The following is a 20,405-nucleotide window of genomic DNA, read 5'->3' as shown; positions in this document are numbered from 1 at the left end:
CCGATCTTTCAAGCTGATACTTGTGTTCATGCGCGGGACAGTCATGAGGTGGGCCGGACTGATCGCCGCGTCGTGCGCACTGTCGCCCGTTCTCGTGGCGCTCGGCGTGCCGAGCGGCCCGCTGTTCGCGGCGCTGCTCTGTGCGGCGGCGCTCGCACTGGCCGGCCGGGCGCCGGGCGACGTGCCGCGCGGCCTGTCCCTGGCCGCGCAGGGCGTGCTCGGCGTGTACATCGGCACGCTCATGCAGTCCCACACGCTGGCGGCGCTCGGGTCGCGCTGGACCGCGGCGCTCCTGGTCGGGTTCGCGACGCTGCTGCTCTCCGTCGCCGCCGGCGCGCTACTCGGGCTGCACCGGAGCATCGATTCGCTCACCGGATCCCTGTCGTTGGTGGCCGGCGGCGCGAGCGGGCTCGTGGCCATCGCGCGCGAGCTCGGCGGCGACGAGCGCACCGTCGCCGTGGTGCAGTACCTCCGGGTCGGCATGGTCACGGCGTCGCTGCCGCTGGTGGCGGCGCTGTACCCGCACGCGGCAGGGGCATCGTCGGGCATCGAGACGGGGCCCGACCGCCCGTGGTGGTTCGACCTGGCCGTGGTCGCGGTCTGCACGGGCGCGGGCGGGGCGATCGGGGTCGCGTCGCGGCTGCCCGCGGGCGGGCTGCTGGGCCCGCTCGTGCTGTCGCTGGCGGGGAACCTCACCGGCCTGACCGCGGGGTCGACGGTGCCGGCCTGGCTCGTGTTCGTCGGGTACCTGACGATCGGTTGGCAGGCGGGGGTGGGATTCACCCGCGCGTCGCTGCGGTCGATGGCGCGGCTGCTGCCGTGGGCGGCGGGCCTGATCGTGGCGATCGGGGCCGGGTGCGCGGGACTGGGTTTCGCCCTGTCGGCAATGACCGGCGTGTCCGCGCTGGACGGCTACCTCGCCACCACGCCGGGCGGGCTCTACGCCGTGCTTGCCGTGGCCGCGTCGTCGAACGTGGACATCACGTTCGTGGTGGCCGCGCAGCTGATCCGGCTGCTGCTCATGCTCTTCCTCGCGCCCGCCGCGGCCCGCGGGTTCCGGCGGTGGCGCGCCGGCACGGCGGATATCGTTTCCCGCCCGTCGGAGTTGACGAACGAAGCGAGCCGGTGACGATCAGTGGCAGCGAATCCCGAACAGATCGCAGATCTGCTGAAGGGGAGGATTCTGTGCAGGCTCGTCAATAGGAACGGATCCCGTCACCGTCAGCGGGAACTCGTAGCTCCCAGGCTCTTGGGATCGCAGCCAGATCGCCCAGTTCGACCAGTGGCTATCGTGCTTCGAGCCGTAGACGATGCCGAGCGGCGGAGCACCGTTGTCAAGGGTCACACCGTGGATCCACTGCGCAATGGCGGTCGTGAGTCTGCGGTTACTGCCGCGGAGGTGGGACGTATCGAGATCGTCGGCCCCCGCGACCCTCAGGATCGACCCCACGTTCCGACGGATCGCCCGAATCGAGTCGACAGTCTCGATGTCGACGAACCATCCAGCGCTCGGAAGCAGGATGCGGTTCATCCGGCGTTCCTGCCGCCATGCCGCCGCAATCTGCCCGACGGGCATGTGGTGGGCGGCGGACCATTCACGGTTGACCAGCTCGGCTAACGAAACCCCATTCGCCTCTTCTCCATCGAAGAGGTCCGCCAGGTCTGGCACTCCCAGATCGCCATCGACGATCGCGGGCCGCAGGTGCGCGAGAGATTCCGCGTACGCGACTTCTTCGCAACTTCCGGTGTACACGGTGCGATCGCCGATGACGTCGTAGCGCCCCCACTCTTCGATCGGTAACCCCGTCGCAGAGCGGAGCGGCGGATTCACCGGCCCGTAAGACTCCTTCGCGAGCCGGTACGTGGCATCGAGCTGCGATTCGACTAACGCCAATCCTGTCGCTCCACACACACGTGTCGATTGTCGGTGACGCATCGAGCTAATCGTCCGTGCCCGATACGAACGCACGAGCCGCGTGCCACACCGCTGCCGAATCACCTGCTCGCAGGGCCATGATCGGCGCGACCTCCCCAAGCCTGGGATTGAGCCCGATGAACCATGCTCGAGCAATGCTGTCGCTCTCAGATGTCGCGATGAGCCCCCAGACACGATGCGCCATCTGGAGCCTTTCCAACGCCTCAGGCCGCGGGGAAGGCCCATCGATCTTCGCCCATTTATGCGGCAACTTCCGGTCCCGGACACCTGCGAGCGTCGCCACGAGAGTCGGCCCGAGATGACTGTTCAGTTGTCGCACGAGCTCAGGGGTTCCGGTGCGGATGGCATCGGTGTGAGTCTGCGTATCCAGATTGTTGACCATCTCTCACCCTCATGGTTGCTCGGAAGAATGTCCGCATCACCCATCAACATACCTTAATTCCACTAAAATGACACCCGATTCCGCCAGGCGTACTACTCGCACACACTTGCGCGAACACTGCTAACATCGCAGCATGACTGCGGGAACCAGGAGTTCGACCTCATCGTGTTCGGCGCCACCGGCTTCGTCGGTGAACTGACGGCGCGCCACCTCGCGAACCACGCGCCTGAGGGCGTGCGGATCGCGCTGGCCGGCCGCAACGCCGCCAAGCTGGAGAAGCTGCGGGACTCGCTCGGTCCGCGCGCCGCCGGCTTCGGCATCGTCGTCGCGGACGTCGACAAGCCCTCCACCCTCGACGAGATGGTCGCCCGCACGACGGTCCTGTGCAGCACCGTCGGCCCCTACGCGAAGTACGGCGAGACGGTGGTCGGCGCGTGCGTCAACGCGGGCACCCACTACACCGACCTCACCGGCGAGGTGCTGTTCGCGCGCCGCTCGATCGACAAGTTCCACGAGCAGGCGGCCGGCAACGGCACGAAGATCGTGCACTCCTGCGGGTTCGACTCCATCCCCTCGGACCTCGGGACGTTCCTCGTCCACGAGCGCGCCCAGGCCGACGGTGCCGGCACGCTCGGCTCCACGACGCTGGTCATGCGCTCGCTGCGTGGCGGCGCGAGCGGCGGCACCATCGCGTCCGCGATCGGCCTGGCCGACGAGGTGACGGCCGACCGCGAGGCCCGGCGCATCGCCGGGCGGCCGCATTCGCTGAGCGCCGACCCCACTCGGGAGACCCCGACGCAGCCCGGCGACCTCTCGACGGTGGACGCCTCCACCGTGGACCCGTCGCTGCGCGGCACCCTGGCCCCGTTCTTCATGGCCAGCTACAACACCCGCGTGGTGCGCCGCTCGAACGGCCTGCTCGACTTCGCCTACGGCCCCGACTTCACCTACCGGGAGACCATGTCCGTCGGCTCGGTCCCCGTGGTCTCGACGGTGGCCTCCCACGTGGTGCGCGGCGCCCTCGCCGTCGGCATGGCCGCGCTGGCGATCAAGCCGCTGCGTCCCGCGCTGGAGAAGGTTCTGCCCGCGCCCGGCGAGGGCCCCAGCGAGAAGTCGCAGGCCAACGGCAGGTTCATCGGCGACGTCTACACCCGCACCACGAGCGGCCGCCGCTATCGCGCGACCATCGGCGCCGACCTCGACCCCGGCTACAGCGGCACCGCCGTGATGCTGGGCGAGGCCTCCCTCGCGCTGGCCCTCGACGGGGACCCGGCCCGCGGCGGCGCGGCGCTGCCGGACCGTGCGGGCGTGCTCACCCCCGCGGTCGCCCTCGGCGGCGTGCTCGCCGATCGCCTGCGCGCCCAGGGCTTCACGGTCACCGTCGACGAGCTGACGTAGCCGGTCACGCGAGCGCGAGGAACAGCTTCTCCAGCTTCTGCTGGTCCACGTTCTCGGGCCCCTCGGTCGCGATGCAGTGCTGCAGGCCGGTGGCGACGAGGGCGTAACCGCTGCGACCGAGGGCCTTGTTCACCGCGGCGAGCTGAGTGAGCACGTCCTCGCAGTCCTCCCCCTCCTCGAGCATGCGGATCACGGTCGCGAGATGGCCGTGGGCGCGCTTGAGGCGGGTCACAACGGGCTTGACACCCTCCTCGGGGAGCTTCACGCGCGCAGCCCGGCGAGCATGCCGGCGAGCCGCTCCCGCGCGTCGGCGGCCACCCCCGCCAGGGCCTCCGTGCCGGTGAACTCCGGCATCACGTTCGGGTCCATGACCTCCACCAGCGCGCCGTCCCCGTCGGCGGAGACCACCACGTTGCACGGCAGCAGCGCCGCCACGCGCGGGTCGATACCCAGCGCCTCGTGCGCGAGCTGCGGCCGGCACGCGCCGAGGATCACCTTCGGCGGGACGTCCACATCGAGCTTGGCCTTGAGGGTGGCCCGGATGTCGATCTCCGTCAGCACGCCGAAACCGGCGTCCGCGAGCCCCTCGCGCACCCGCGCCACCGCGTCGGCGTAGGGCGCGTCGATGGTCGTGCTCATCGTGAAGTCCGTCATGAATCCGTTCCTCTCGTCGGCCGTCGCCCCATCATGACATATCCCCCTGGGGGGATATCCGAATCGGGCCGGCCGTGGCGTAAGGTCCGGGTCATGTGCAGTGCGATCACCTGCCGCGTGTGCGGCAAGACCACCTGGACGGGCTGCGGCTCGCACGTCGACGAGGTGCGCGCGGGCGTCCGGCCCGAGGACTGGTGCGACGGCCACGCCGCACCCGCGGGCCAGCGGGCCCAGCGCGGGTGGTTCCGCCGCTGACCCCGGCGCCCTGCGCTACCGGTCGATCCGCGCGAAGGGGCGCAGCTCCTCCACCTCGTACGCCAGTTCCAGCAGCGTGGACTCCATGCCCGCCGGGCCTGCGAACTGTGCACCCAGCGGGAGCCCGTCACCGTCGAACCCGCACGGCACGGACACCGCCGGGCCGCCCGACACGTTGTTCAGCGGGGTGACCCCCACCATCGCGATGGTGCGCGACATGAACTCGCCGAACGGCAGGTTGGGATCGAGGTAGCCGATCCGCGGGGTCGGGCTGGTCATGGTGGGTGAGAGCATCGCGTCGACGCCGCGCTCGACGAACATCCGCTCGTAGTTCCCGGTCACCGCCCGCAGCCGGCGGATCGCCCCGGGGATCGACGGTGCGCTGCGCCGCCCGGACCGCAGCAGGCTCCGCGTCACGGGATCGAGCGCACCGAAGTCGTAGCGGCCGCGCGACGCCGCCGCCGTCGCGCCGACCTCGACCGCCGTGAGCAGCCCCCAGTAGTGCAGGAAGTCGTCCACGAAGCCGCCATCGATGCGCAGGTCCGCCATCGTCAGCTCGACGACCTCGTGGCCGCGGTCGGCGAGCTCGTCCGCGAGTGAGAGGACGGGCGTGAGGCATTCGCCGGCGATACCGAAGTCGGTGACCGACTCGGTGACCAGCCCGATCCGGCGACGCCGCCCAGCGCCGCGCACGTTCCCGACGGGCGGCAGCGCCGGGTTCCGACGGTGCCGCTCGGCCGCCGCGACGTACCGCGCGGTGTCGCGCACGGTGCGGGTCAGCACGCCCTCGCACACCACGTTCACCGGCAGCAGCCGCAGCTCGGGCATGCCCGCCATCCGCCCTCGGGTGGGCTTGAGTCCCACCAGCCCGTTGAGCGACGCGGGGATCCGAATGGAGCCGCCCCCGTCGTTGCCGTGCGCGATCGGCAGCGCACCCGACGCGACCAGGGCCGCCGCGCCCGACGACGACCCGCCCGCCGTGTAGCCGGTGTTCCAGGCGTTGCGGGTGGACGGCCGGCCGTCGCCGAACTCCGCGCTCGCGGTCATGCCGAACTCCGGCATCGCCGTCGAGGCGAGCACGTTGACGCCGGTCGCGGCGAGCTGGTCCGCGACCGGGCCGTTGCGCCGCTCCGGCGTCTGCGGCAGCGCCGCCGAGCCCATCGTGGTGGGCAGGCCCGCGTGCGGGGTGTTCTCCTTGATCGCCGACGGTACGCCGTAGAACGCCGCATCCCGTGCGGCCTGCGGCCCGGCACCGCCGTCGGGCAGCCACCAGCGCACCGCCCGGACCTCGGGGTCGACGGTGCGGATCCGCTTCGCCGCGGCCGCGGCCGCCTCCTGCGCAGTGAAGGCGCCCGCGGCGATGGCTTCGGCGACGCCGGTGGCGTCGAGGGTGCCGAGCACGTCATCGGTGACGGCATTGGCGCGGGTGGCGGTGTGGGTGATGTCCGTGGTCATGGCTGCTCCTCCCGGCACGGGCGCCGAGTTTGTACAAACTTACAGAGATCGACGATAGCGCGAGTCTGTAACTCTGTACAGATTTTCGTCGCGGCCTAGACTCTGCAGGCGTGGAGGAGCGGAAGCACCGGCGCAGCACGCTGGAACGCAAGCGCGCACTGATCGACGCGGCGGTCGCGATCGTCGGCGAATCCGGCTACTCGTCGGTGACGCACCGCGCGGTCACCGCGCGGGCCGGGCTGCCGACCACGTCCATCGGCTACTTCTACTCGTCGATCGACGAACTGACCCAGGAGGCGATGCGCACCCTGGTGGCCGAGGAGTTCGAGCGACTCGGCGTGCTCGCCGGCCTGCTCGACACCGGCGATGCCACACCCGACCAGGTGATCGCCGCGTTCGCCGCGTCGTCGCAGGTCCGCCGACCGGACTCGCTCGCGCTGGTCGAGGCGTACCTGCGCGCGGCGCGCGAGGAGTCCGCGCGGCCGGTGGTCGCGGAGTATGTGGCCGCGGCGGACCGGCTCGCGACGGCGGCCGCAGCACTGGCCGGCGTCGACGCCGACCCCGAACTGGCGCGCGGCGTGGTCGCCCTGGTCAACGGGTTCACCATGATCGAATCCGCGCTGCCCGATTCCGCCGACATCGGAACCAAGACGAGGGCGCTCCGCACGATGCTCATCGGCGCACTGTTCGCGCAGGGCGACGAGGACACCGCCCGGGCGCTGCGCGACGACCTCCCGGAGTGACGCGGCGGCACCGTCGGGCGACTCAGGACGGAAGCGGATCCGCCGACGAGTCCGCCGCGGCGATACGGTCCGCCAAGCGGTCCTGCGCGTCCCGGATCCCGGAGGCGTAGGCGGGGTCGATCGCCGAGTCCAGCACGAAGTCGAACTCGCGGCTGGTCTGGAGACGATCCGCGGCTTCGGCGAAGCGCCCCTGGCGGCGGTACCCGTCGGCCAGGTTCAGGTGCAGCGAGGGCATGAATCCGGCCACCGACAGCGACTCGTGCACGGCCTGCAGCTCGGCGTCGCTGACGTGCGCGGACTCGGCGAGGGCCACCTCGTCCCATTCCACCTCGGCATCCAGATCGTCCTGCGCATCCGCGATGTAGTGCGCCGCGATGCAGCGGCCCGCGTGATCCTCGGGCGCGATGCGCGACCAGAGCGTCTCGAGCTTCGACTTGCGCCCGGCCTGGTCCGCGAGCGCAGCGCCCAGCTCCGTCATCAGATTCTCCATGTACGTGACCCTAGACGGCGCATCCGACATGTTTTCCGCGCTACTTCGCGGGGGACACGAACCGGATTCGATCGCAACCTGCGGGTCGGCGTGATCCAGTAGCGCTACAAAGGAACAATGAGTCGCACCTTGGTGGCCGTCCTGACCGCGGTACTGCTCGCACTGATCGGCGCGCCGCCGGCGCAGGCGGCCGACGTCGAGAAGGCGATCGCCCGCGGCATGACGCTCGTCGGCACCGACACCTTCGGCGAGTACGGCTGCGAGGACTTCGTCGACTTCGCCTACGGAAAGACGACCGCCACCGGAATCCCGCGCGACCACGCCCGCTCGTTCTACGAGGCCCTCGAGGCGAAGGGATTGGGGCACGCCGAGCTCCCGGCCCCACGCGGCGCGCTCGTGTTCACCCAGAGTGACTACGGGTACCACGTGGACATCTCGCTCGGGGACGGCACGTACCTCAGCGGCGGCGTGCAGGGCCTGCGGCGCGGCTACGGCGACGGCAGCCAGATCCAGGTCATCGACGCCCCGAACCCGCGCCCGCACCGCCTGCTCGGCTGGGCCCACGCGCCCTGGAAGTAGCCGTTACGGCGCCAGCAGAGCGTGGCAGCGGCGCAGCCGGTCCAGCCACCAGTCCCGGCGCTCCCCCGTCACCTCCACCGCGGCGATCCGCGCCGCGGTCGGCGCGAGGGTGCGCACCCGCAGCGCGCCGTCGACGAGCGGGTGCGCACCGAGGTCCGCGGTGAAGAAGCCGCCTGTGCCCAGCCCGGCGGCGTTGCCGTCCTCGATGCACGCCGCGGCGACGATGCCCGCCGACAGCCCGACCGCGGTGTCGAGCGCCGACGAGACGGTGACCCGGACGCCCGCAGCGTCTTTCAGCGCCGCAGCGACGTCCAGGACCGCCCGCACCCCGCCCAGCGGAGCCACTTTCACCACGGCCACGTCCGCGGCGCCGAGCTCGGCGACCCGCATCGGATCGCCTGCGCGCCGGATGGATTCGTCGGCGGCCACGTCGCACGCACCGTCCAGCCGGCGGCGCAGTTCCGCCAGTTCCTCGACGGTGCGGCACGGCTGCTCCGCGTAGTCCAGTGGACCGTCGGACAGCAGCCGTGAGAGCGCCCCGTACGCCTGGTCGACCGACCAGCCGCCGTTCGCATCGACGCGGATGATCGCGCCCGGCAGCGCGCCGCGGACCGCGGCGACCCGAGCGACGTCGTCGTCCAGGCCCTGCCCGGATTCGGCCACCTTCACCTTCACGGTGCGGCAACCGGGAAACCGAGCGAGCACCTCGGGCACCTGCGCGGCGTCGACAGCGGGCACGGTCGCGTTGACCGCGACGACGGTGCGCAGCGGCTCGGGCAGTCCCTCGTAGGCGGCCTCGACGCCGGCGCGCAGCCACTGCGCGGCCTCCGCGTCGTCGTACTCGGGGAAGGCGCCGAACTCACCCCAGCCGTGCGGTCCCTCGAAGACCACCGCCTCCCGGGCCGTGATCCCGCGGAACCGCACCCGCATCGGCAGCCGCACCACCCGCGCCGCGGCCACCAGTTCGTCGACGTCCACCACGACCCCAACAGTAGAGTCGACTGCGTGACTTTCAACCCCGAGCTGTGGCAGCCGGTCCCCGGGTTCGGGGACCTGACCGACATCACGTACCACCGGCACATCACGCAGGGCACCGTCCGCGTGGCGTTCGACCGGCCGGAGGTGCGCAACGCGTTCCGGCCGCACACCGTCGACGAGCTGTACCGTGCGCTGGACCACGCGCGATGCTCCGCCGACGTGGGCGCGGTGCTGCTCACCGGCAACGGCCCCGCCCCGAAGGACGGGGTGTGGGCGTTCTGCTCGGGCGGAGACCAGCGCATCCGCGGGCGCTCCGGCTACCAGTACGCGACGAGCCACGACTCGGACGTCGAGGGCGCGACCGCCGACGGCGTCGACGAGGCACGCGTGAAGGCCGAGGGTGGCCGCCTGCACATCCTCGAGGTGCAGCGCCTCATCCGGTTCATGCCGAAGGTCGTGATCGCGCTGGTCAACGGCTGGGCCGCGGGCGGCGGGCACTCGCTGCACGTGACGTGCGACCTGACGCTCGCGAGCCGCGAGCACGCGCGGTTCAAGCAGACCGACGCGGACGTCGGCTCGTTCGACGCGGGCTACGGCAGCGCGTACCTGGCCAAGCAGGTGGGCAACAAGTTCGCGCGTGAGATCTTCTTCCTGGGCGAGACCTACAGCGCCGAGGAGATGCACCACATGGGCGCCGTGAACCGCGTCGTCGACCACGACGAGTTGGAGAACGTCGCGCTCGAGTGGACCGCGAAGATCCTCGGCAAGAGCCCGCAGGCGCAGCGGATGCTCAAGTACGCCTTCAACCTTCCCGACGACGGGCTCGTCGGACAGCAGCTGTTCGCGGGCGAGGCCACCCGCCTGGCGTACATGACCGACGAGGCCGTCGAGGGCCGCGACTCCTTCCTGGAGAAGCGCGCCCCCGACTGGTCCCCGTTCCCCTACTACTACTGAGTCACCGTGGCGCAGTGCGCGTTCTGCGCGATCGTCGCGGGTGAGGCGCCCGCGGCGATCGTCGCCGAGACCGACGAGGCGATCGCCTTCCTCGACGTCCGCCCCGTGAGCGAGGGCCACACCCTCGTGGCCGCGAAGCGGCACGCGGCGCGCCTGGCCGACCTCCCCGCCGGGGACGGCACGGCGATGTTCGCGCTCGGGCACCGTCTGGCTCGGGCCGCGCGCGACGGCGCGCTCGCGGCCGACGGGGTGAACCTCGTCGTCAACGACGGCCGCGCCGCGTTCCAGACCGTCGATCACGTTCACCTGCACGTGATCCCGCGGTTCGCAGGCGACAAGCGCGCCGTGCTGGGCCGGTTCCTCCGCCGCAGGCCCCGCAGGTCCGACGGTGCCGCCTCCCTCCTGCGCGCGGCCCTGCCGGACTGACGCCGAGCAGCGCTCCTCCGGGCCGGGTAGCGTCGCAGATATGGGAATCATTTCCATCACCACCGAGCTGCCTCTGCCCGCCGCCCGCGCCCGGACGATGGCGGCGACGCCCGAGGTGATGCTGTTCGTCCTCGCGCCCGTGCTGTCGTTCGACATGTCCGGCGCACCGCCCGCGGGCGTCCCCGTCGAGGCCGGCTTCTCCGCGCGTGGGCGCGTGCGCTGGTGGGGCATCCTCCCGAGTTGGACGCACGAGATCACGGTGCGGCGGCTCGATGACCTCGAGATCTACACCAACGAGCGGGGCGGCCCGGTGCGCGTGTGGAACCACCGCCTCACGTTCGAGCCCCTCGGACCGGACCGCTGCCGGTACACCGACGCGATCGAGATCGAGGACGGCGTGAGCGGCCTGTTCACGGGCCTGTTCGTGCGTGCGATGTTCCGGCACCGGCATCGACGGTGGCGGGTCCTGGCCGCCACCGTCGCGGCGATCGACGCGGCGTAACGCCGCCCCACCGGCTGGCTCAGCCGTGCGCGCGCCGATGCCGCGGCTGGTACAGCCCGACGGTGCCGCCTCCCGGCAGGGTCAGCGAGGTGAGCAGGCCCCAGCCCTGATCGGTGACCGGCGCCGTCTCGAGGCCCTTGGCCCGCAGCTCCGCCACCTCGGCCTCGACGTCGTCGCACATGAAGTAGAGCTCCTGCTTCGGCGCACCGTCGGTGGGGTGGACCGCGACCTCCGAGGCGGGCAGCGGCAGGATCAGCCAGCCGCCACCGGCGTCCACTCCCTCGACGCCGAGGACGTCCCGGAGGAACGCGCGGTCGGCGTCCGCGTCGGCCGAGTAGTGGATGACGTGCGCCCCGTTGATCACCCGCTCACCATAGACCCATGCGTTTCACGCATGACCCGTCCCGAGAGAACACACTCCAACCTGCGTATATCGAGGTATGCGCCGCCCGCATGGCTTCCGCGAGACGACACATCCCTTCATCGGTCGCGCGCGGCGACCCGCAGCGGCGCAGCGCGCCGGGCTACTCCTCGACCATCCGGAACCGGAAGGTCGTGCGCCCCAGGGTGAGCTCGTCACCGTCGGACAGAGGAAGCTGGCCGGAGACGCGGCGCTCCCCCACGTAGGTCCCGTTGGACGACTGCAGGTCGCGTACGGCGAAGCCGCTCACGGAGCCGGTGATCACGGCGTGCTCGCGGGAGACCTTCGTGTCGTCGATGCTGATGTCGTTGTCGGGCAGGCGACCGAGCCGCACCTCGCCGTGCACCGGGTACTCGGTGCCGTCGGCGGCGGTCAGGCTGCCGCGGGGCCGGCCCCGTCGATGGTGACATCGGTCTCGGTCTTCTCGAACGCCCGGCCGTCGCCGGGCTGTGCGGCGGGACGCGCGGCCGCGAACGCGAGCTGCTCCTGCCGCAGTACCTTCCCCTCCAGCTCCACGAGCGCAGGGTCGGGTCGGCGCCCAGCTCATCGGCCAGGGTCCGACGGAGCTCCCGCGCCGCCTCGAGCGCGTCGGCCTGGCGCCCCGTGACGTACAGCGCCGTGATGAGCTGGCCCCACAGCGGCTCCTGCAGGGGGTGCTCCGACACCAGCCGGCGCAGCTCCCCGATCACCGACGCGGCGCGCCCGGCCGCGATCTCGGCGTCGTACATCGCGGACTGCACCGCGGCCCGCTCCTCGGCCATCCCCACCGCGAAGTTGTCGGCGAACTGCAGTCCGCGCAGATCCGCCACCGCGTCGCCGCGGAACTCCGACAGCGCCGACGCGAACATCAGCGACGCCTGGTCGTAGCGGCCGGCGGCCGCGAGTTCGGCGCCCCGCCGACGCGCGGCGTCGAAGCGGCCCACGTCCGACTGGTCCGGCTCGAGGTCGAGGCGGTACGTCGATCCGGACGTCACCAGCAGCGCGTCGAGGCCCGATCCGGCACCCGGGCCACGGAGCGCCTTGCGCAGCCCGCTGACGAAGACCTGCAGGCTGGCGCGTGCGGACGCGGGAGGGTTGCCGTCCCAGACCTGCTCGCTCAGCGAATCGACGGTGACGGCGCGGCCGCGATTCATCACCAGCAGCGCGAGCACGGAACGCGGCTTGACGCCCGACACTTCGTTCGGGGCACCGTCCACGGAGAGCGAGACCTGGCCCAGCACCCGGATGTCCAACGACGTCATGTCGCAAATACTAACTGAGCCGCATCTGAGACCCGACTGAATGAACTTTGGATGAACTATCCTCTTCCAAATACGAACCTGCAGGTCAGAAGGATGTTGGACGCATCTCACCGGTTTGGTGATTCGATGATCTGCCCGCAGAATTTCCCTCATGAACAGCGAACTGATCATCCTGCTGTTGGTGATCGTGACGGCACTCGCCTTCGACTTCACCAACGGCTTCCACGACACGGAAACGCGATGGCCACGTCCATCGCGACCGGCGCTCTGAAGCCGAAGACGGCCGTGAGCCTGTCGGCGATCCTGAACCTGGTCGGCGCCTTCCTGTCCGTGGAGGTCGCGCTCACCGTGACCAACGCGGTGATCAAGATCCAGAACAAGGACGGCTCCCCCAAGGAGGAGCTCATCGCGAACGGCGGCCGCGCGCTGCTGATCATCGTGCTCTCCGGCCTCGTCGGCGGCATCATCTGGAACCTGCTGACCTGGTTGCTGGGCCTGCCCAGCTCCAGCTCGCACGCGCTGTTCGGAGGCATGATCGGCGCCGCCATCGCCGCGCTGGGCGTGAGCGGCGTGGTCTGGAACGGCACCAGCAAGCTCGACGGTGTCATCGGCAAGGTCGTGCTCCCCGCGCTGTTCGCCCCCGTGGTCGCCGGCATCGTCGCCGCGGTCGGCACGTTCCTCGTGTTCAAGGTCGTCGCGGGTGTCGCCGAGCGCTTCACCGAGGAGGGCTTCCGCTGGGGCCAGATCGGCACCGCCTCGCTCGTCTCGCTGGCGCACGGCACCAACGACGCGCAGAAGACCATGGGTGTCATCACCCTCGCGCTCATCGGCTACAGCCAGGGCAACCCCGACAGCAGCGGGAGCCTCCTGTTCTGGGACGACACGCACGGCGTCCCGCTGTGGGTGAAGTTCTCGGCCGCGGCCGCGATCGCGCTCGGCACCTTCCTCGGCGGCTGGCGCATCATCCGCACCCTCGGCAAGGGCCTGATCGAGATCAGCTCGCCCCAGGGCATGGCGGCCGAGGCGTCGTCGGCCACGATCATCCTGACCTCGAGCCACCTCGGCTTCGCGCTGTCCACCACGCACGTCGCCACCGGCTCGATCCTCGGTTCCGGCGTCGGCAAGCCGGGCGCCACGGTCCGCTGGGGCGTCGCGCTGCGCATGGTCGCCGCCTGGGTCATCACCCTCCCCGCCGCCGCGATCGTGGGTGCGATCACTTACTACATCGCCAACGGCATCCCGACGCTGGCGGGTCCGATCGTCGCGTTCGCGCTCCTGTGCGCCCTGTCCGGCTACATGTACTGGCGCGCGCAGCAGCAGAAGGTCGACTCCAACAACGTCAACGCCGAGTGGGACGACGCGAGCAACTCGATCGCGCCCGCCGAGGCCAAGGTTTAAGGGGACACACGCATGAACACCATCTCTCTCGCCCTCGACGCGGTGTGGAAGGTCCTGCTCGTGGGCCTGATCCTCGGTGCCGGCCTGCCCGCCCTGTTCGCGATCGGCGTCCGCGGCCTCGCCGTCGGCAACGGCCACGAACGGGAGGACGGCACCGTCCACAAGCCCAACCCGCTGGGCAACGTGCTCGCCGCCGTCGCGTTCCTGATCGTGATCGTCGCCGTGGTCCTCGGCGTCGCGATGATCGTCGCGTCGGGCTTCAAGTACGAGCTCACGTTCGAGAACATCTACCCGTGGTTCCAGAAGAAGTAGGGGCGGACGCATGACCACCGAGAACACCCAGGACAACGTCCTTACGCAGGTCCTCGACTGGCTGCGCGCCGGCTACCCCGAGGGCGTCCCGCCGAAGGATTACTTCCCGCTGCTCGCGCTGCTCAAGCGCTCGCTCACCGAGACCGAGGTCGATGCGGTGATCGGCCGGATCCTCGCCGCCCGTCCCGACGAGGTGCACCGCGAGGAGATCGAGGCCGCGATCACCAAGATCACTCAGGTCGAGCCCAGCGCCGATGAGCTCCACCAGGTCGCGGCGAAGCTGGCCGCGGGCGGCTGGCCGCTCACCGGATTCGCCGGCTGAAGCACGTTCCCTTCGCTGTCGCGCTCTGCCGAGCTGCGGGCGGCCCCCTATTCTGGAGTCCAGATAGGGGGCCGTTCCCGTATCGGCATCCGTATCTACGGCACAACCGCGCCCGCAGGGCACCCTCGCACCGGAGGTGGGGTCTTCAATGAGTTCGAACCCGGGTTTCCTGGCCAGGATCGTCGATTGGCTGCGCGCCGGATATCCCGACGGCGTGCCCAGCACCGATTACCAGCCGCTCCTCGCGCTACTCGACCGACAGCTCACCAAGGAGGAGCTCCGGCAGGTCACGCGCGAGCTGATCGACGACGCGCACCTCTCGCCCGAAGGGATCGAGCCCATCACCCGCGTCGACGCCGGCGTCGCCATCAGCGGCCGCACCCACGAGATGCCGCTTGAGAAGGACATCACCCGTGTCCGCGAGCGCCTCGAGCGCAAGGGCTGGCCCTTCGACGACGGCCCGCTCAACCCCGATGGCTGCCCGCGAGCCGATCACGGCCCGCACGATCCGAACGGCCCGGACGCGCCGGGTGGACCGGGCGCCGCGCAGTAGTCTCGACCGGTGAACCTCGAGCCGCTGCCGATCGGCACCGTCGAATCCGCACTCCCGCAGCTGACCGCCCTGCTGGAGGGCACGGCGCCCGCGTGGCTGCCCGTCCCCGCGCACGATCGCAGGAGGCCGCGCGCCTGTCCGACGCCCTCGCGGCGGGCACGGCGATCGACGAGCGCGCGGCCCTCGTGGTCGCGACATCCGGCAGCACGGGGACGCCCAAGGGCGCGATGCTCACGCGCGCGAACCTCGCCGCGAGCGCCGCGGGCACGCACGAGCGGCTCGGCGGGCCCGGGCAGTGGCTGCTGGCGATGCCGCCGCACCACGTCGCGGGGGTGCAGGTGATGCTGCGGTCGCTGGCCTCCGGTCACGCGCCGCTGGGCCTCGACGTGCGGAACGGCTTCGACCCGGCCGCCCTCGGTCCCGCGCACGCGCGGATGACCGCGGACCGTCGATACGTTTCGATCGTGCCGACACAGCTGGTCAAGACCCTCGCCGACCCCGCTGCCACGGAGGCCCTCGCCCGGTTCGACGGCGTGCTCGTCGGCGGCGCCGCCTGCCCGCCCTCCGCCCGCGAGGCCGCCCTCGCCGCGGGGATCCGCATCGTGCGCACGTACGGCATGAGCGAGACCGCCGGCGGCTGCGTGTACGACGGCGTGCCGCTGCCGGGTGTCGAGATCCGGGTGGACGTCCCGGATTCCCGTGTCGTGCTGGGCGGCCCGACGGTGGCCCTCGGCTACCGGAACGCGCCCGGCCACCCCGCCTTCGCCGAGCCGGGCTGGTTCCGCACCGACGACGCCGGCACTCTCACCGACGGCGTGCTCGCCGTCACGGGCCGGCTCGACGAGGCCATCTCCACCGGCGGCCTGACGGTGCTCCCCCAGGTCGTGGAGGCCGTCCTCGCGCGGGTGCCGGGCGTCGCCGAGGTGGCGGTGTTCGGGCGGCCCGATCCGCGGCTGGGCGAGGCCGTCGAGGCGGCCGTGGTGCCGGAGCCGGGGGCGACGGTCACCGTCGAAGCGCTGCGCGCGGCCGTGGCGGCAGAGGTGGACCGGACGGCGGCGCCGCGGGCGCTGCACCTGCTCGACGAGCTGCCGCGGCGCGGTCCGGGCAAGGTCGACCGACGGGCGCTGGTCGACCGGTTCTCCGAATACTGAGAGAATTCCAAAACTTACGGTATATCTTCAGCGCATGATCCTTCGGCGCGCCCTCGGGCGACTCGCAGCGGTATCGGCGACCCTCGCGCTCGGCGCGAGCCTGGCGGCGGGAGCGGCGCAGGGCGCACCGTCGACGACGTGGATGTGCCGGCCGGGCACCGCGAACCCGTGCACCCTCCCCACCGACACCACCGACCTCGGCACCGGGAAGACGACCCCGGCCAGGAGGGTGACCGACGCCGACAAGGCGGTCGACTGCTTCTACGTCTACCCGACGGTGACGAACCAGGTGGCACTCAACGCCAACCCGGTGCGCATGCCCGAGGTGGACTCGATCGCCCGGTTCCAGGCCGCGCGGTTCGGGTCGATGTGCCGCGTCTTCGCGCCGATCTACCCGCAGATCACCCTGACGGGCCTCGCGCCCACGATGCTGATGCACCTGAAGCCGGTCGTCGACACCGCGTACGACGCCGTGCGGACGGCCTGGCGCGAGTACCTGGCCCGCGACAACGGCGGACGCGGCGTCGTCCTCATCGGGCACTCGCAGGGAACGATGATGCTGCGCAAGCTGATCCGCGAGGAGATCGACGGCAACGCAGCGGTCCGGAACCGCCTGGTCGGCGCCTTCCTCATGGGCGGCAACGTGACCACGGCGGCGGGAAGCACGACGGGTGGCGACTTCCGGAACATCCCGCTGTGCACCCGCCGCGCCGAGTTCGGTTGTGTGGTCGCATATTCCACGGACACCGCCGCGCCGGTGATCTCGATGTTCGGCAACACCGACCTCGACCTCCTGTCCCAGACGATGGAGCTCCCGGTCGGCGCGGGCAAGCACGTCGCCTGCACGGACCCCGGGCCCCTGTCCGGCGACTCCGGCCCCGTCGGCGTGACGGTGCCGAGCGAGCGCTACGCCTTCGGGATCATCTCCGTCCTCATGGACTACACCACCTTCCCCGAGGCGCTGCCCACGTCGGCCAGCACCTGGACGGTGAGTAGGAGCCGCGGCGTGGGAAGCTGCTCGGAGGTCAACCGGCACAGCATGTACCGGATCCGGCTGACGGTGCCGCAGCCGCTCAACGAGCTGCCACTGATGGGCACGCACCTGCTGGACGTGAACTTCGGCCTCGACCGGCTGGTGTCGATCGCGGCGCAGCAGTCCGCGGCGTGGCGCGCCCGGTGAGCGCGGGTTGACTGACGTCACAAATATTCACGGTTGAAGGAATCTCGGGTAAGGTTACCGCCGAGTAAGACAGCTCCGCAGTACCAGCCCGGATCGGAGAACCGTGAAGCAGAACATCGCAGCGCAGACCCCGCTGCTCAACCCCCGCGACGTCGACTTCCTGCTCTACGAGTGGCTGAACGCCGAGGAGCTGACCAAGCGCGACGCCTTCGCGGAGCACTCCAAGGAGACCTTCGACGCCGCGCTCGACCTGGCCGCCGACATCGCGGTGCAGAAGCTGTCGAACCACTACAAGGACGCCGACGCGAACGAGCCGACGATCCAGCCCGACGGCACCGCGAAGACGCTGCCCGCGACCAAGGCCGGGCTGGACGCGATCGCGGCCTCGGGCCTGACCTTCGGCGAACTCCCCGCCGAGGAGGGCGGCATCGGCCTGCCCTCGCTCATCAGCAAGGCCGCGTTCGCGTGGATGCAGGCCGCGAACGTCTCCACCACCGTCTACTCGGGCCTCACCCTGGGCAACGGCAACGTGATCCGCTCCTTCGGCACCGACGAGCAGAAGCGGCTCTTCCTCGAGCCGATGATCGAGGGCCGGTTCACCGGCACCATGTGCCTCTCGGAGCCCGACGCCGGCTCCGCGCTCGCCGACATCAGCGCCAAGGCCGAGCCCCGCGCGGACGGCAGCTACGCCATCACCGGCACCAAGATGTGGATCACCGGCGGCGACCACGAGATGTCCGAGAACATCGTCCACCTCGTGCTCGCAAAGGTCCCCGGCGCGCCGGACGGCGTCAAGGGCATCTCGCTGTTCATCGTCCCGAAGTACCTGGTGAACGACGATCAGTCGGTCGGCGAGCGCAACGCCGTGACGCTGGTCAGCCTGAACCACAAGATGGGCAACAAGGGCACCACCAACTGCCTGCTCTCGCTCGACGGTGCCACCGGCTACCTGGTCGGCACCGAGAACCGCGGCCTGGTCCAGATGTTCCAGATGATGAACGAGGCGCGCGTCGCCGTGGGCCTCGCGTCGTCGGCGATCGGCTACACCGGCTACCTGCAGTCGCTCGAGTACGCCAAGACCCGGGTGCAGGGCCGGCCCGTCACCGCCCCGACCGGGCCGCAGGTCCCGATCATCGAGCACCCCGACGTGCGCCGGATGCTGCTCGCGCAGAAGAGCTACGTCGAGGGCGGCCTGGCGCTCGCGCTGTTCGGCGCGCGCCTGGTCGACGACGCGGACACCGCACCGTCGGAGGACGAGCGGACGGCCGCCGGGCAGCTCCTCGACTTCCTCACCCCGATCATCAAGAGCTGGCCCAGCGAGTGGGCCACGAAGGCCAACGACTACGCCATCCAGATCCACGGCGGCTACGGCTACACGCGCGAGTTCAACGTCGAGCAGCTGTACCGGGACAACCGGCTCAACGCGATCCACGAGGGCGCCAAGGCGATCCACGGCCTGGACCTGCTGGGCCGCAAGGTGCCGCAGCACGGCGGCGCGGCCTTCGGCGCACTGCTGGGGCGGATCGAGGAGACGGCCGCCCGCGCCGACAAGGTCGAGGAGCTGGCTCCGCACGCCGCCGCCCTGCGGGCCGCCGCGCAGCGCGCGGTCGAGGTCACGATGACGCTCGGCGGCGCCGGCGACCCCGCGCTGTCCCTCGCGAACGCCACGGCCTACCTCGACGCGCTGGGCCACGTCGTGATCGCGTGGCTATGGCTGGATCAGGCGCTCGCGACCTACGCCGAGGACGGCACGGCCCGCGAGGACGCCTTCTACCGCGGCAAGCGGACGGCCGCGCAGTACTTCTTCGTCTACGAGCTGCCCACGGCGCACACCGGGTTCGACCTGCTGGCGAAGCTCGACCGCACCACGCTCGACCTGGACACCTCCGTCCTGTAGCGACTGCATAGGCTGGGTGCATGGCAACCGCAGCGCAGTGGCTCGAAGGGGCCCGACCCCGCACGCTCCCTAACGCGATCGCCCCGGTGATCGCGGGCACGGGGCGGCGGGCTTCCTGGGCGAGGCGGTCTGGTGGAAGGCGCTCCTCGCGCTGGTGGTGTCGCTGTCGCTGATCGTCGGCGTGAACTTCGCCAACGACTACTCCGACGGCATCCGCGGCACCGACGACGACCGCGTCGGGCCGCTGCGCCTCGTCGGGTCCGGGCTCGCCTCCCCCGCGGCGGTGAAGCGGGCGGCGTTCGCCTGTTTCGGGGTGGGCGGCGCGGCCGGGGTGGCGCTGTCGCTGACCTCCGCGCCCTGGTTGATCGCGGTGGGCGCGGTGTGCGTGGCGGGCGCGTGGTTCTACACCGGCGGGTCGAAGCCGTACGGGTACCTCGGCTTCGGCGAGATCGCGGTGTTCGTGTTCTTCGGGCTCGTGGCGGTGCTGGGTACCGAGTTCGTCCAGGCCGGGCGGGTCGACGGTGCCGGCGCTCTCGCCGCCTGCGCGGTGGGCTCGTACAGCTCCGCGGTCCTCGTCGCCAACAACCTGCGCGACATCCCCACCGACCGCGAATCCGGCAAGATCACCCTCGCCGTCCGGCTCGGCGACGCCCGCACCCGCGTCCTGTTCGCCGCTCTCGTCCTCATCCCGACGGTGCTCGGCCTCGCCCTCGCCGCCGTCGCGACGCCGTGGGCGCTGCTCACCCTGCTCTCCGCTCCGCTGGCCGCGCGGGCGGCGCTGCCGGTCGTCCGCGGCGGACAGGGCCCCGCCCTGATCCCCGCCCTCGCCCAGACCGGGCTGGCGATGCTCGTGTGGTCCATCGCCGCCGCAGTGGGGCTGTTCCTGGGCGCCTGACCCGGATGTAGGGCGCCGGTCGAACGACGCCCGCGGCGAGCTACCACCGCAGCCGGCCGCCGCAACCCCCGAAACGCCTGTCCGCGGGTTGCGACACCCGAAACGCCCGCCACCAGCACCATCAACACCCGAACTGCCCGCCACCAGCACCAATAACACCCGAAATGCCCGTAGACACCCTGCATGCCGGGTGCCTGAGCGCAGATCGGGTGCCCCAGCCAAAACCGCGGGCAGAACAGGTGCCCCACGGACACGTCGGGCGAGCGATTCACGCCGCAGCCAG

Annotated in this window: 22 protein-coding genes and 4 pseudogenes; 16 read left to right on the top strand and 10 right to left on the bottom strand. The window is 71.1% G+C overall.

From position 1 onward, the window contains the following. Positions 1-28 precede the first annotated feature (28 nt). Entirely contained in the window at positions 29-1,129 is a 1,101-nt protein-coding gene (locus MTP03_RS02870; RefSeq protein WP_248490609.1) for an AbrB family transcriptional regulator, read from the top strand. 3 nt (positions 1,130-1,132) lie between these two features. Here MTP03_RS02870 and MTP03_RS02865 read toward each other — a convergent pair whose 3' ends face one another. Then, on the bottom strand, positions 1,133-1,936 hold the full coding sequence (locus MTP03_RS02865) for an RES domain-containing protein (protein ID WP_371820864.1): 804 nt from the start codon (positions 1,934-1,936) through the stop codon (positions 1,133-1,135). A 4-nt stretch (positions 1,937-1,940) separates the two neighbouring features. Beyond that, positions 1,941-2,318: a hypothetical protein gene (locus MTP03_RS02860; protein WP_248490606.1), complete on the bottom strand. Its 378-nt coding sequence runs from the start codon at positions 2,316-2,318 to the stop codon at positions 1,941-1,943. Positions 2,319-2,483: 165 nt separating this feature from the next. On the opposite strand from MTP03_RS02860, the gene MTP03_RS02855 reads away from it, so the two are divergent. Then, positions 2,484-3,716: a trans-acting enoyl reductase family protein gene (locus MTP03_RS02855; protein WP_248490604.1), complete on the top strand. Its 1,233-nt coding sequence runs from the start codon at positions 2,484-2,486 to the stop codon at positions 3,714-3,716. Positions 3,717-3,720: 4 nt separating this feature from the next. Here the strand turns inward: MTP03_RS02855 and MTP03_RS02850 are convergent, their stop codons facing one another. Both MTP03_RS02850 and MTP03_RS02845 read right to left on the bottom strand, forming a co-directional pair. Then, positions 3,721-3,981 carry a metal-sensitive transcriptional regulator gene (locus tag MTP03_RS02850; protein WP_248490601.1) on the bottom strand — a complete coding sequence of 87 codons (261 nt, stop codon included), beginning with the start codon at positions 3,979-3,981 and terminating at the stop codon, positions 3,721-3,723. Beyond that, on the bottom strand, positions 3,978-4,370 hold the full coding sequence (locus MTP03_RS02845; RefSeq protein WP_248490599.1) for a DUF302 domain-containing protein: 393 nt from the start codon (positions 4,368-4,370) through the stop codon (positions 3,978-3,980). The genes MTP03_RS02850 and MTP03_RS02845 overlap by 4 nt, the downstream gene beginning before the upstream one ends. Positions 4,371-4,463: 93 nt before the next feature. On the opposite strand from MTP03_RS02845, the gene MTP03_RS02840 reads away from it, so the two are divergent. Beyond that, positions 4,464-4,625, top strand: coding sequence for a hypothetical protein (locus MTP03_RS02840; RefSeq protein ID WP_248490598.1), 162 nt, complete (start codon positions 4,464-4,466; stop codon positions 4,623-4,625). A gap of 15 nt (positions 4,626-4,640) precedes the next feature. On the opposite strand, the gene MTP03_RS02835 is transcribed toward MTP03_RS02840, so the two are convergent. Beyond that, positions 4,641-6,080 (bottom strand): amidase, encoded by a 1,440-nt coding sequence (locus tag MTP03_RS02835; protein ID WP_248490597.1) that lies wholly within the window; start codon positions 6,078-6,080, stop codon positions 4,641-4,643. A gap of 110 nt (positions 6,081-6,190) precedes the next feature. Here MTP03_RS02835 and MTP03_RS02830 point away from each other — a divergent pair, with 110 nt between their 5' ends. Then, complete coding sequence (locus MTP03_RS02830; RefSeq protein ID WP_248490596.1) at positions 6,191-6,823, top strand: TetR/AcrR family transcriptional regulator; 633 nt, start codon at positions 6,191-6,193, stop codon at positions 6,821-6,823. 22 nt (positions 6,824-6,845) lie between these two features. On the opposite strand, the gene MTP03_RS02825 is transcribed toward MTP03_RS02830, so the two are convergent. Next, positions 6,846-7,313, bottom strand: coding sequence for a hypothetical protein (locus MTP03_RS02825; protein WP_248490595.1), 468 nt, complete (start codon positions 7,311-7,313; stop codon positions 6,846-6,848). Positions 7,314-7,430: 117 nt separating this feature from the next. On the opposite strand from MTP03_RS02825, the gene MTP03_RS02820 reads away from it, so the two are divergent. Next, positions 7,431-7,892, top strand: coding sequence for a hypothetical protein (locus MTP03_RS02820; RefSeq protein ID WP_248490594.1), 462 nt, complete (start codon positions 7,431-7,433; stop codon positions 7,890-7,892). A 3-nt stretch (positions 7,893-7,895) separates the two neighbouring features. Here MTP03_RS02820 and MTP03_RS02815 read toward each other — a convergent pair whose 3' ends face one another. Next, the gene (locus tag MTP03_RS02815) at positions 7,896-8,822 is read right to left on the bottom strand and encodes an o-succinylbenzoate synthase (protein ID WP_248492021.1); all 927 of its coding nucleotides are present in this window, start codon (positions 8,820-8,822) and stop codon (positions 7,896-7,898) included. Between the two features lie 75 nt (positions 8,823-8,897). Between MTP03_RS02815 and MTP03_RS02810 the strand changes: the two genes are divergently transcribed. Genes MTP03_RS02810 through MTP03_RS02800 form a run of 3 tightly spaced genes read left to right on the top strand, consistent with a single transcriptional unit; the run spans position 8,898 to position 10,752 of the window. Further along, positions 8,898-9,824, top strand: a complete 927-nt coding sequence (locus tag MTP03_RS02810) for a 1,4-dihydroxy-2-naphthoyl-CoA synthase (protein WP_248490592.1) — start codon at positions 8,898-8,900, stop codon at positions 9,822-9,824. Positions 9,825-9,830: 6 nt separating this feature from the next. Further along, a complete protein-coding gene (locus MTP03_RS02805) occupies positions 9,831-10,250 on the top strand; it encodes an HIT family protein (RefSeq protein WP_248490588.1) in 420 nt (139 codons plus the stop codon). Between the two features lie 40 nt (positions 10,251-10,290). After that, the gene (locus MTP03_RS02800; protein WP_248490586.1) at positions 10,291-10,752 is read left to right on the top strand and encodes a hypothetical protein; all 462 of its coding nucleotides are present in this window, start codon (positions 10,291-10,293) and stop codon (positions 10,750-10,752) included. 19 nt (positions 10,753-10,771) lie between these two features. Here MTP03_RS02800 and MTP03_RS02795 read toward each other — a convergent pair whose 3' ends face one another. The 3 genes and pseudogenes from MTP03_RS02795 to MTP03_RS02785 all read right to left on the bottom strand — a co-directional run. Beyond that, positions 10,772-11,116, bottom strand: a complete 345-nt coding sequence (locus MTP03_RS02795) for a VOC family protein (RefSeq protein WP_248490581.1) — start codon at positions 11,114-11,116, stop codon at positions 10,772-10,774. 160 nt (positions 11,117-11,276) lie between these two features. Next, complete coding sequence (locus MTP03_RS02790; protein WP_248492020.1) at positions 11,277-11,720, bottom strand: FHA domain-containing protein; 444 nt, start codon at positions 11,718-11,720, stop codon at positions 11,277-11,279. Between the two features lie 37 nt (positions 11,721-11,757). Then, a pseudogene (locus tag MTP03_RS02785) lies at positions 11,758-12,306 on the bottom strand (BTAD domain-containing putative transcriptional regulator); the annotation flags it as partial. 259 nt (positions 12,307-12,565) lie between these two features. Between MTP03_RS02785 and MTP03_RS02780 the strand changes: the two are divergent. From MTP03_RS02780 to MTP03_RS02745, 8 genes and pseudogenes are all read left to right on the top strand, one after another. Further along, positions 12,566-13,812: pseudogene (locus MTP03_RS02780) on the top strand (anion permease). 12 nt (positions 13,813-13,824) lie between these two features. Continuing rightward, positions 13,825-14,124, top strand: a complete 300-nt coding sequence (locus tag MTP03_RS02775) for a hypothetical protein (protein ID WP_248490580.1) — start codon at positions 13,825-13,827, stop codon at positions 14,122-14,124. A 10-nt stretch (positions 14,125-14,134) separates the two neighbouring features. Further along, positions 14,135-14,446 (top strand): DUF3349 domain-containing protein, encoded by a 312-nt coding sequence (locus MTP03_RS02770; RefSeq protein WP_248490574.1) that lies wholly within the window; start codon positions 14,135-14,137, stop codon positions 14,444-14,446. A gap of 148 nt (positions 14,447-14,594) precedes the next feature. Continuing rightward, positions 14,595-14,999, top strand: coding sequence for a DUF3349 domain-containing protein (locus MTP03_RS02765; protein ID WP_248490573.1), 405 nt, complete (start codon positions 14,595-14,597; stop codon positions 14,997-14,999). Positions 15,000-15,008: 9 nt separating this feature from the next. After that, a pseudogene (gene menE, locus MTP03_RS02760) lies at positions 15,009-16,150 on the top strand (o-succinylbenzoate--CoA ligase). Positions 16,151-16,184: 34 nt separating this feature from the next. Further along, positions 16,185-17,330 carry a DUF3089 domain-containing protein gene (locus MTP03_RS02755; RefSeq protein WP_248490572.1) on the top strand — a complete coding sequence of 382 codons (1,146 nt, stop codon included), beginning with the start codon at positions 16,185-16,187 and terminating at the stop codon, positions 17,328-17,330. A 103-nt stretch (positions 17,331-17,433) separates the two neighbouring features. Beyond that, a complete protein-coding gene (locus tag MTP03_RS02750) occupies positions 17,434-19,227 on the top strand; it encodes an acyl-CoA dehydrogenase (RefSeq protein WP_248490570.1) in 1,794 nt (597 codons plus the stop codon). Positions 19,228-19,247: 20 nt separating this feature from the next. Next, a pseudogene (locus MTP03_RS02745) lies at positions 19,248-20,122 on the top strand (1,4-dihydroxy-2-naphthoate polyprenyltransferase). Positions 20,123-20,405 lie beyond the last annotated feature (283 nt).

The organism is Tsukamurella sp. PLM1, from assembly GCF_023168325.1.
Taxonomy (GTDB): domain Bacteria; phylum Actinomycetota; class Actinomycetes; order Mycobacteriales; family Mycobacteriaceae; genus Tsukamurella.
The sequence above is the reverse complement of the archived record's forward strand: the minus strand, read 5'-3'. Positions and strand labels throughout refer to the sequence as shown.

Bases quoted from the DNA above. Each gene is read 5' to 3' on its own strand.
- MTP03_RS02870 (WP_248490609.1), top strand. From the start codon at position 29: ATGCGCGGGACAGTCATGAGGTGGGCCGGACTGATCGCCGCGTCGTGC.
- MTP03_RS02865 (WP_371820864.1), bottom strand. From the start codon at position 1,936: ATGCGTCACCGACAATCGACACGTGTGTGTGGAGCGACAGGATTGGCG.
- MTP03_RS02860 (WP_248490606.1), bottom strand. From the start codon at position 2,318: ATGGTCAACAATCTGGATACGCAGACTCACACCGATGCCATCCGCACC.
- MTP03_RS02845 (WP_248490599.1), bottom strand. From the start codon at position 4,370: ATGACGGACTTCACGATGAGCACGACCATCGACGCGCCCTACGCCGAC.
- MTP03_RS02840 (WP_248490598.1), top strand. From the start codon at position 4,464: ATGTGCAGTGCGATCACCTGCCGCGTGTGCGGCAAGACCACCTGGACG.
- MTP03_RS02835 (WP_248490597.1), bottom strand. From the start codon at position 6,080: ATGACCACGGACATCACCCACACCGCCACCCGCGCCAATGCCGTCACC.
- MTP03_RS02825 (WP_248490595.1), bottom strand. From the start codon at position 7,313: ATGGAGAATCTGATGACGGAGCTGGGCGCTGCGCTCGCGGACCAGGCC.
- MTP03_RS02820 (WP_248490594.1), top strand. From the start codon at position 7,431: ATGAGTCGCACCTTGGTGGCCGTCCTGACCGCGGTACTGCTCGCACTG.
- MTP03_RS02815 (WP_248492021.1), bottom strand. From the start codon at position 8,822: ATGCGGGTGCGGTTCCGCGGGATCACGGCCCGGGAGGCGGTGGTCTTC.
- MTP03_RS02800 (WP_248490586.1), top strand. From the start codon at position 10,291: ATGGGAATCATTTCCATCACCACCGAGCTGCCTCTGCCCGCCGCCCGC.
- MTP03_RS02790 (WP_248492020.1), bottom strand. From the start codon at position 11,720: ATGAGCTGGGCGCCGACCCGACCCTGCGCTCGTGGAGCTGGAGGGGAA.
- MTP03_RS02775 (WP_248490580.1), top strand. From the start codon at position 13,825: ATGAACACCATCTCTCTCGCCCTCGACGCGGTGTGGAAGGTCCTGCTC.
- MTP03_RS02770 (WP_248490574.1), top strand. From the start codon at position 14,135: ATGACCACCGAGAACACCCAGGACAACGTCCTTACGCAGGTCCTCGAC.
- MTP03_RS02765 (WP_248490573.1), top strand. From the start codon at position 14,595: ATGAGTTCGAACCCGGGTTTCCTGGCCAGGATCGTCGATTGGCTGCGC.
- MTP03_RS02755 (WP_248490572.1), top strand. From the start codon at position 16,185: ATGATCCTTCGGCGCGCCCTCGGGCGACTCGCAGCGGTATCGGCGACC.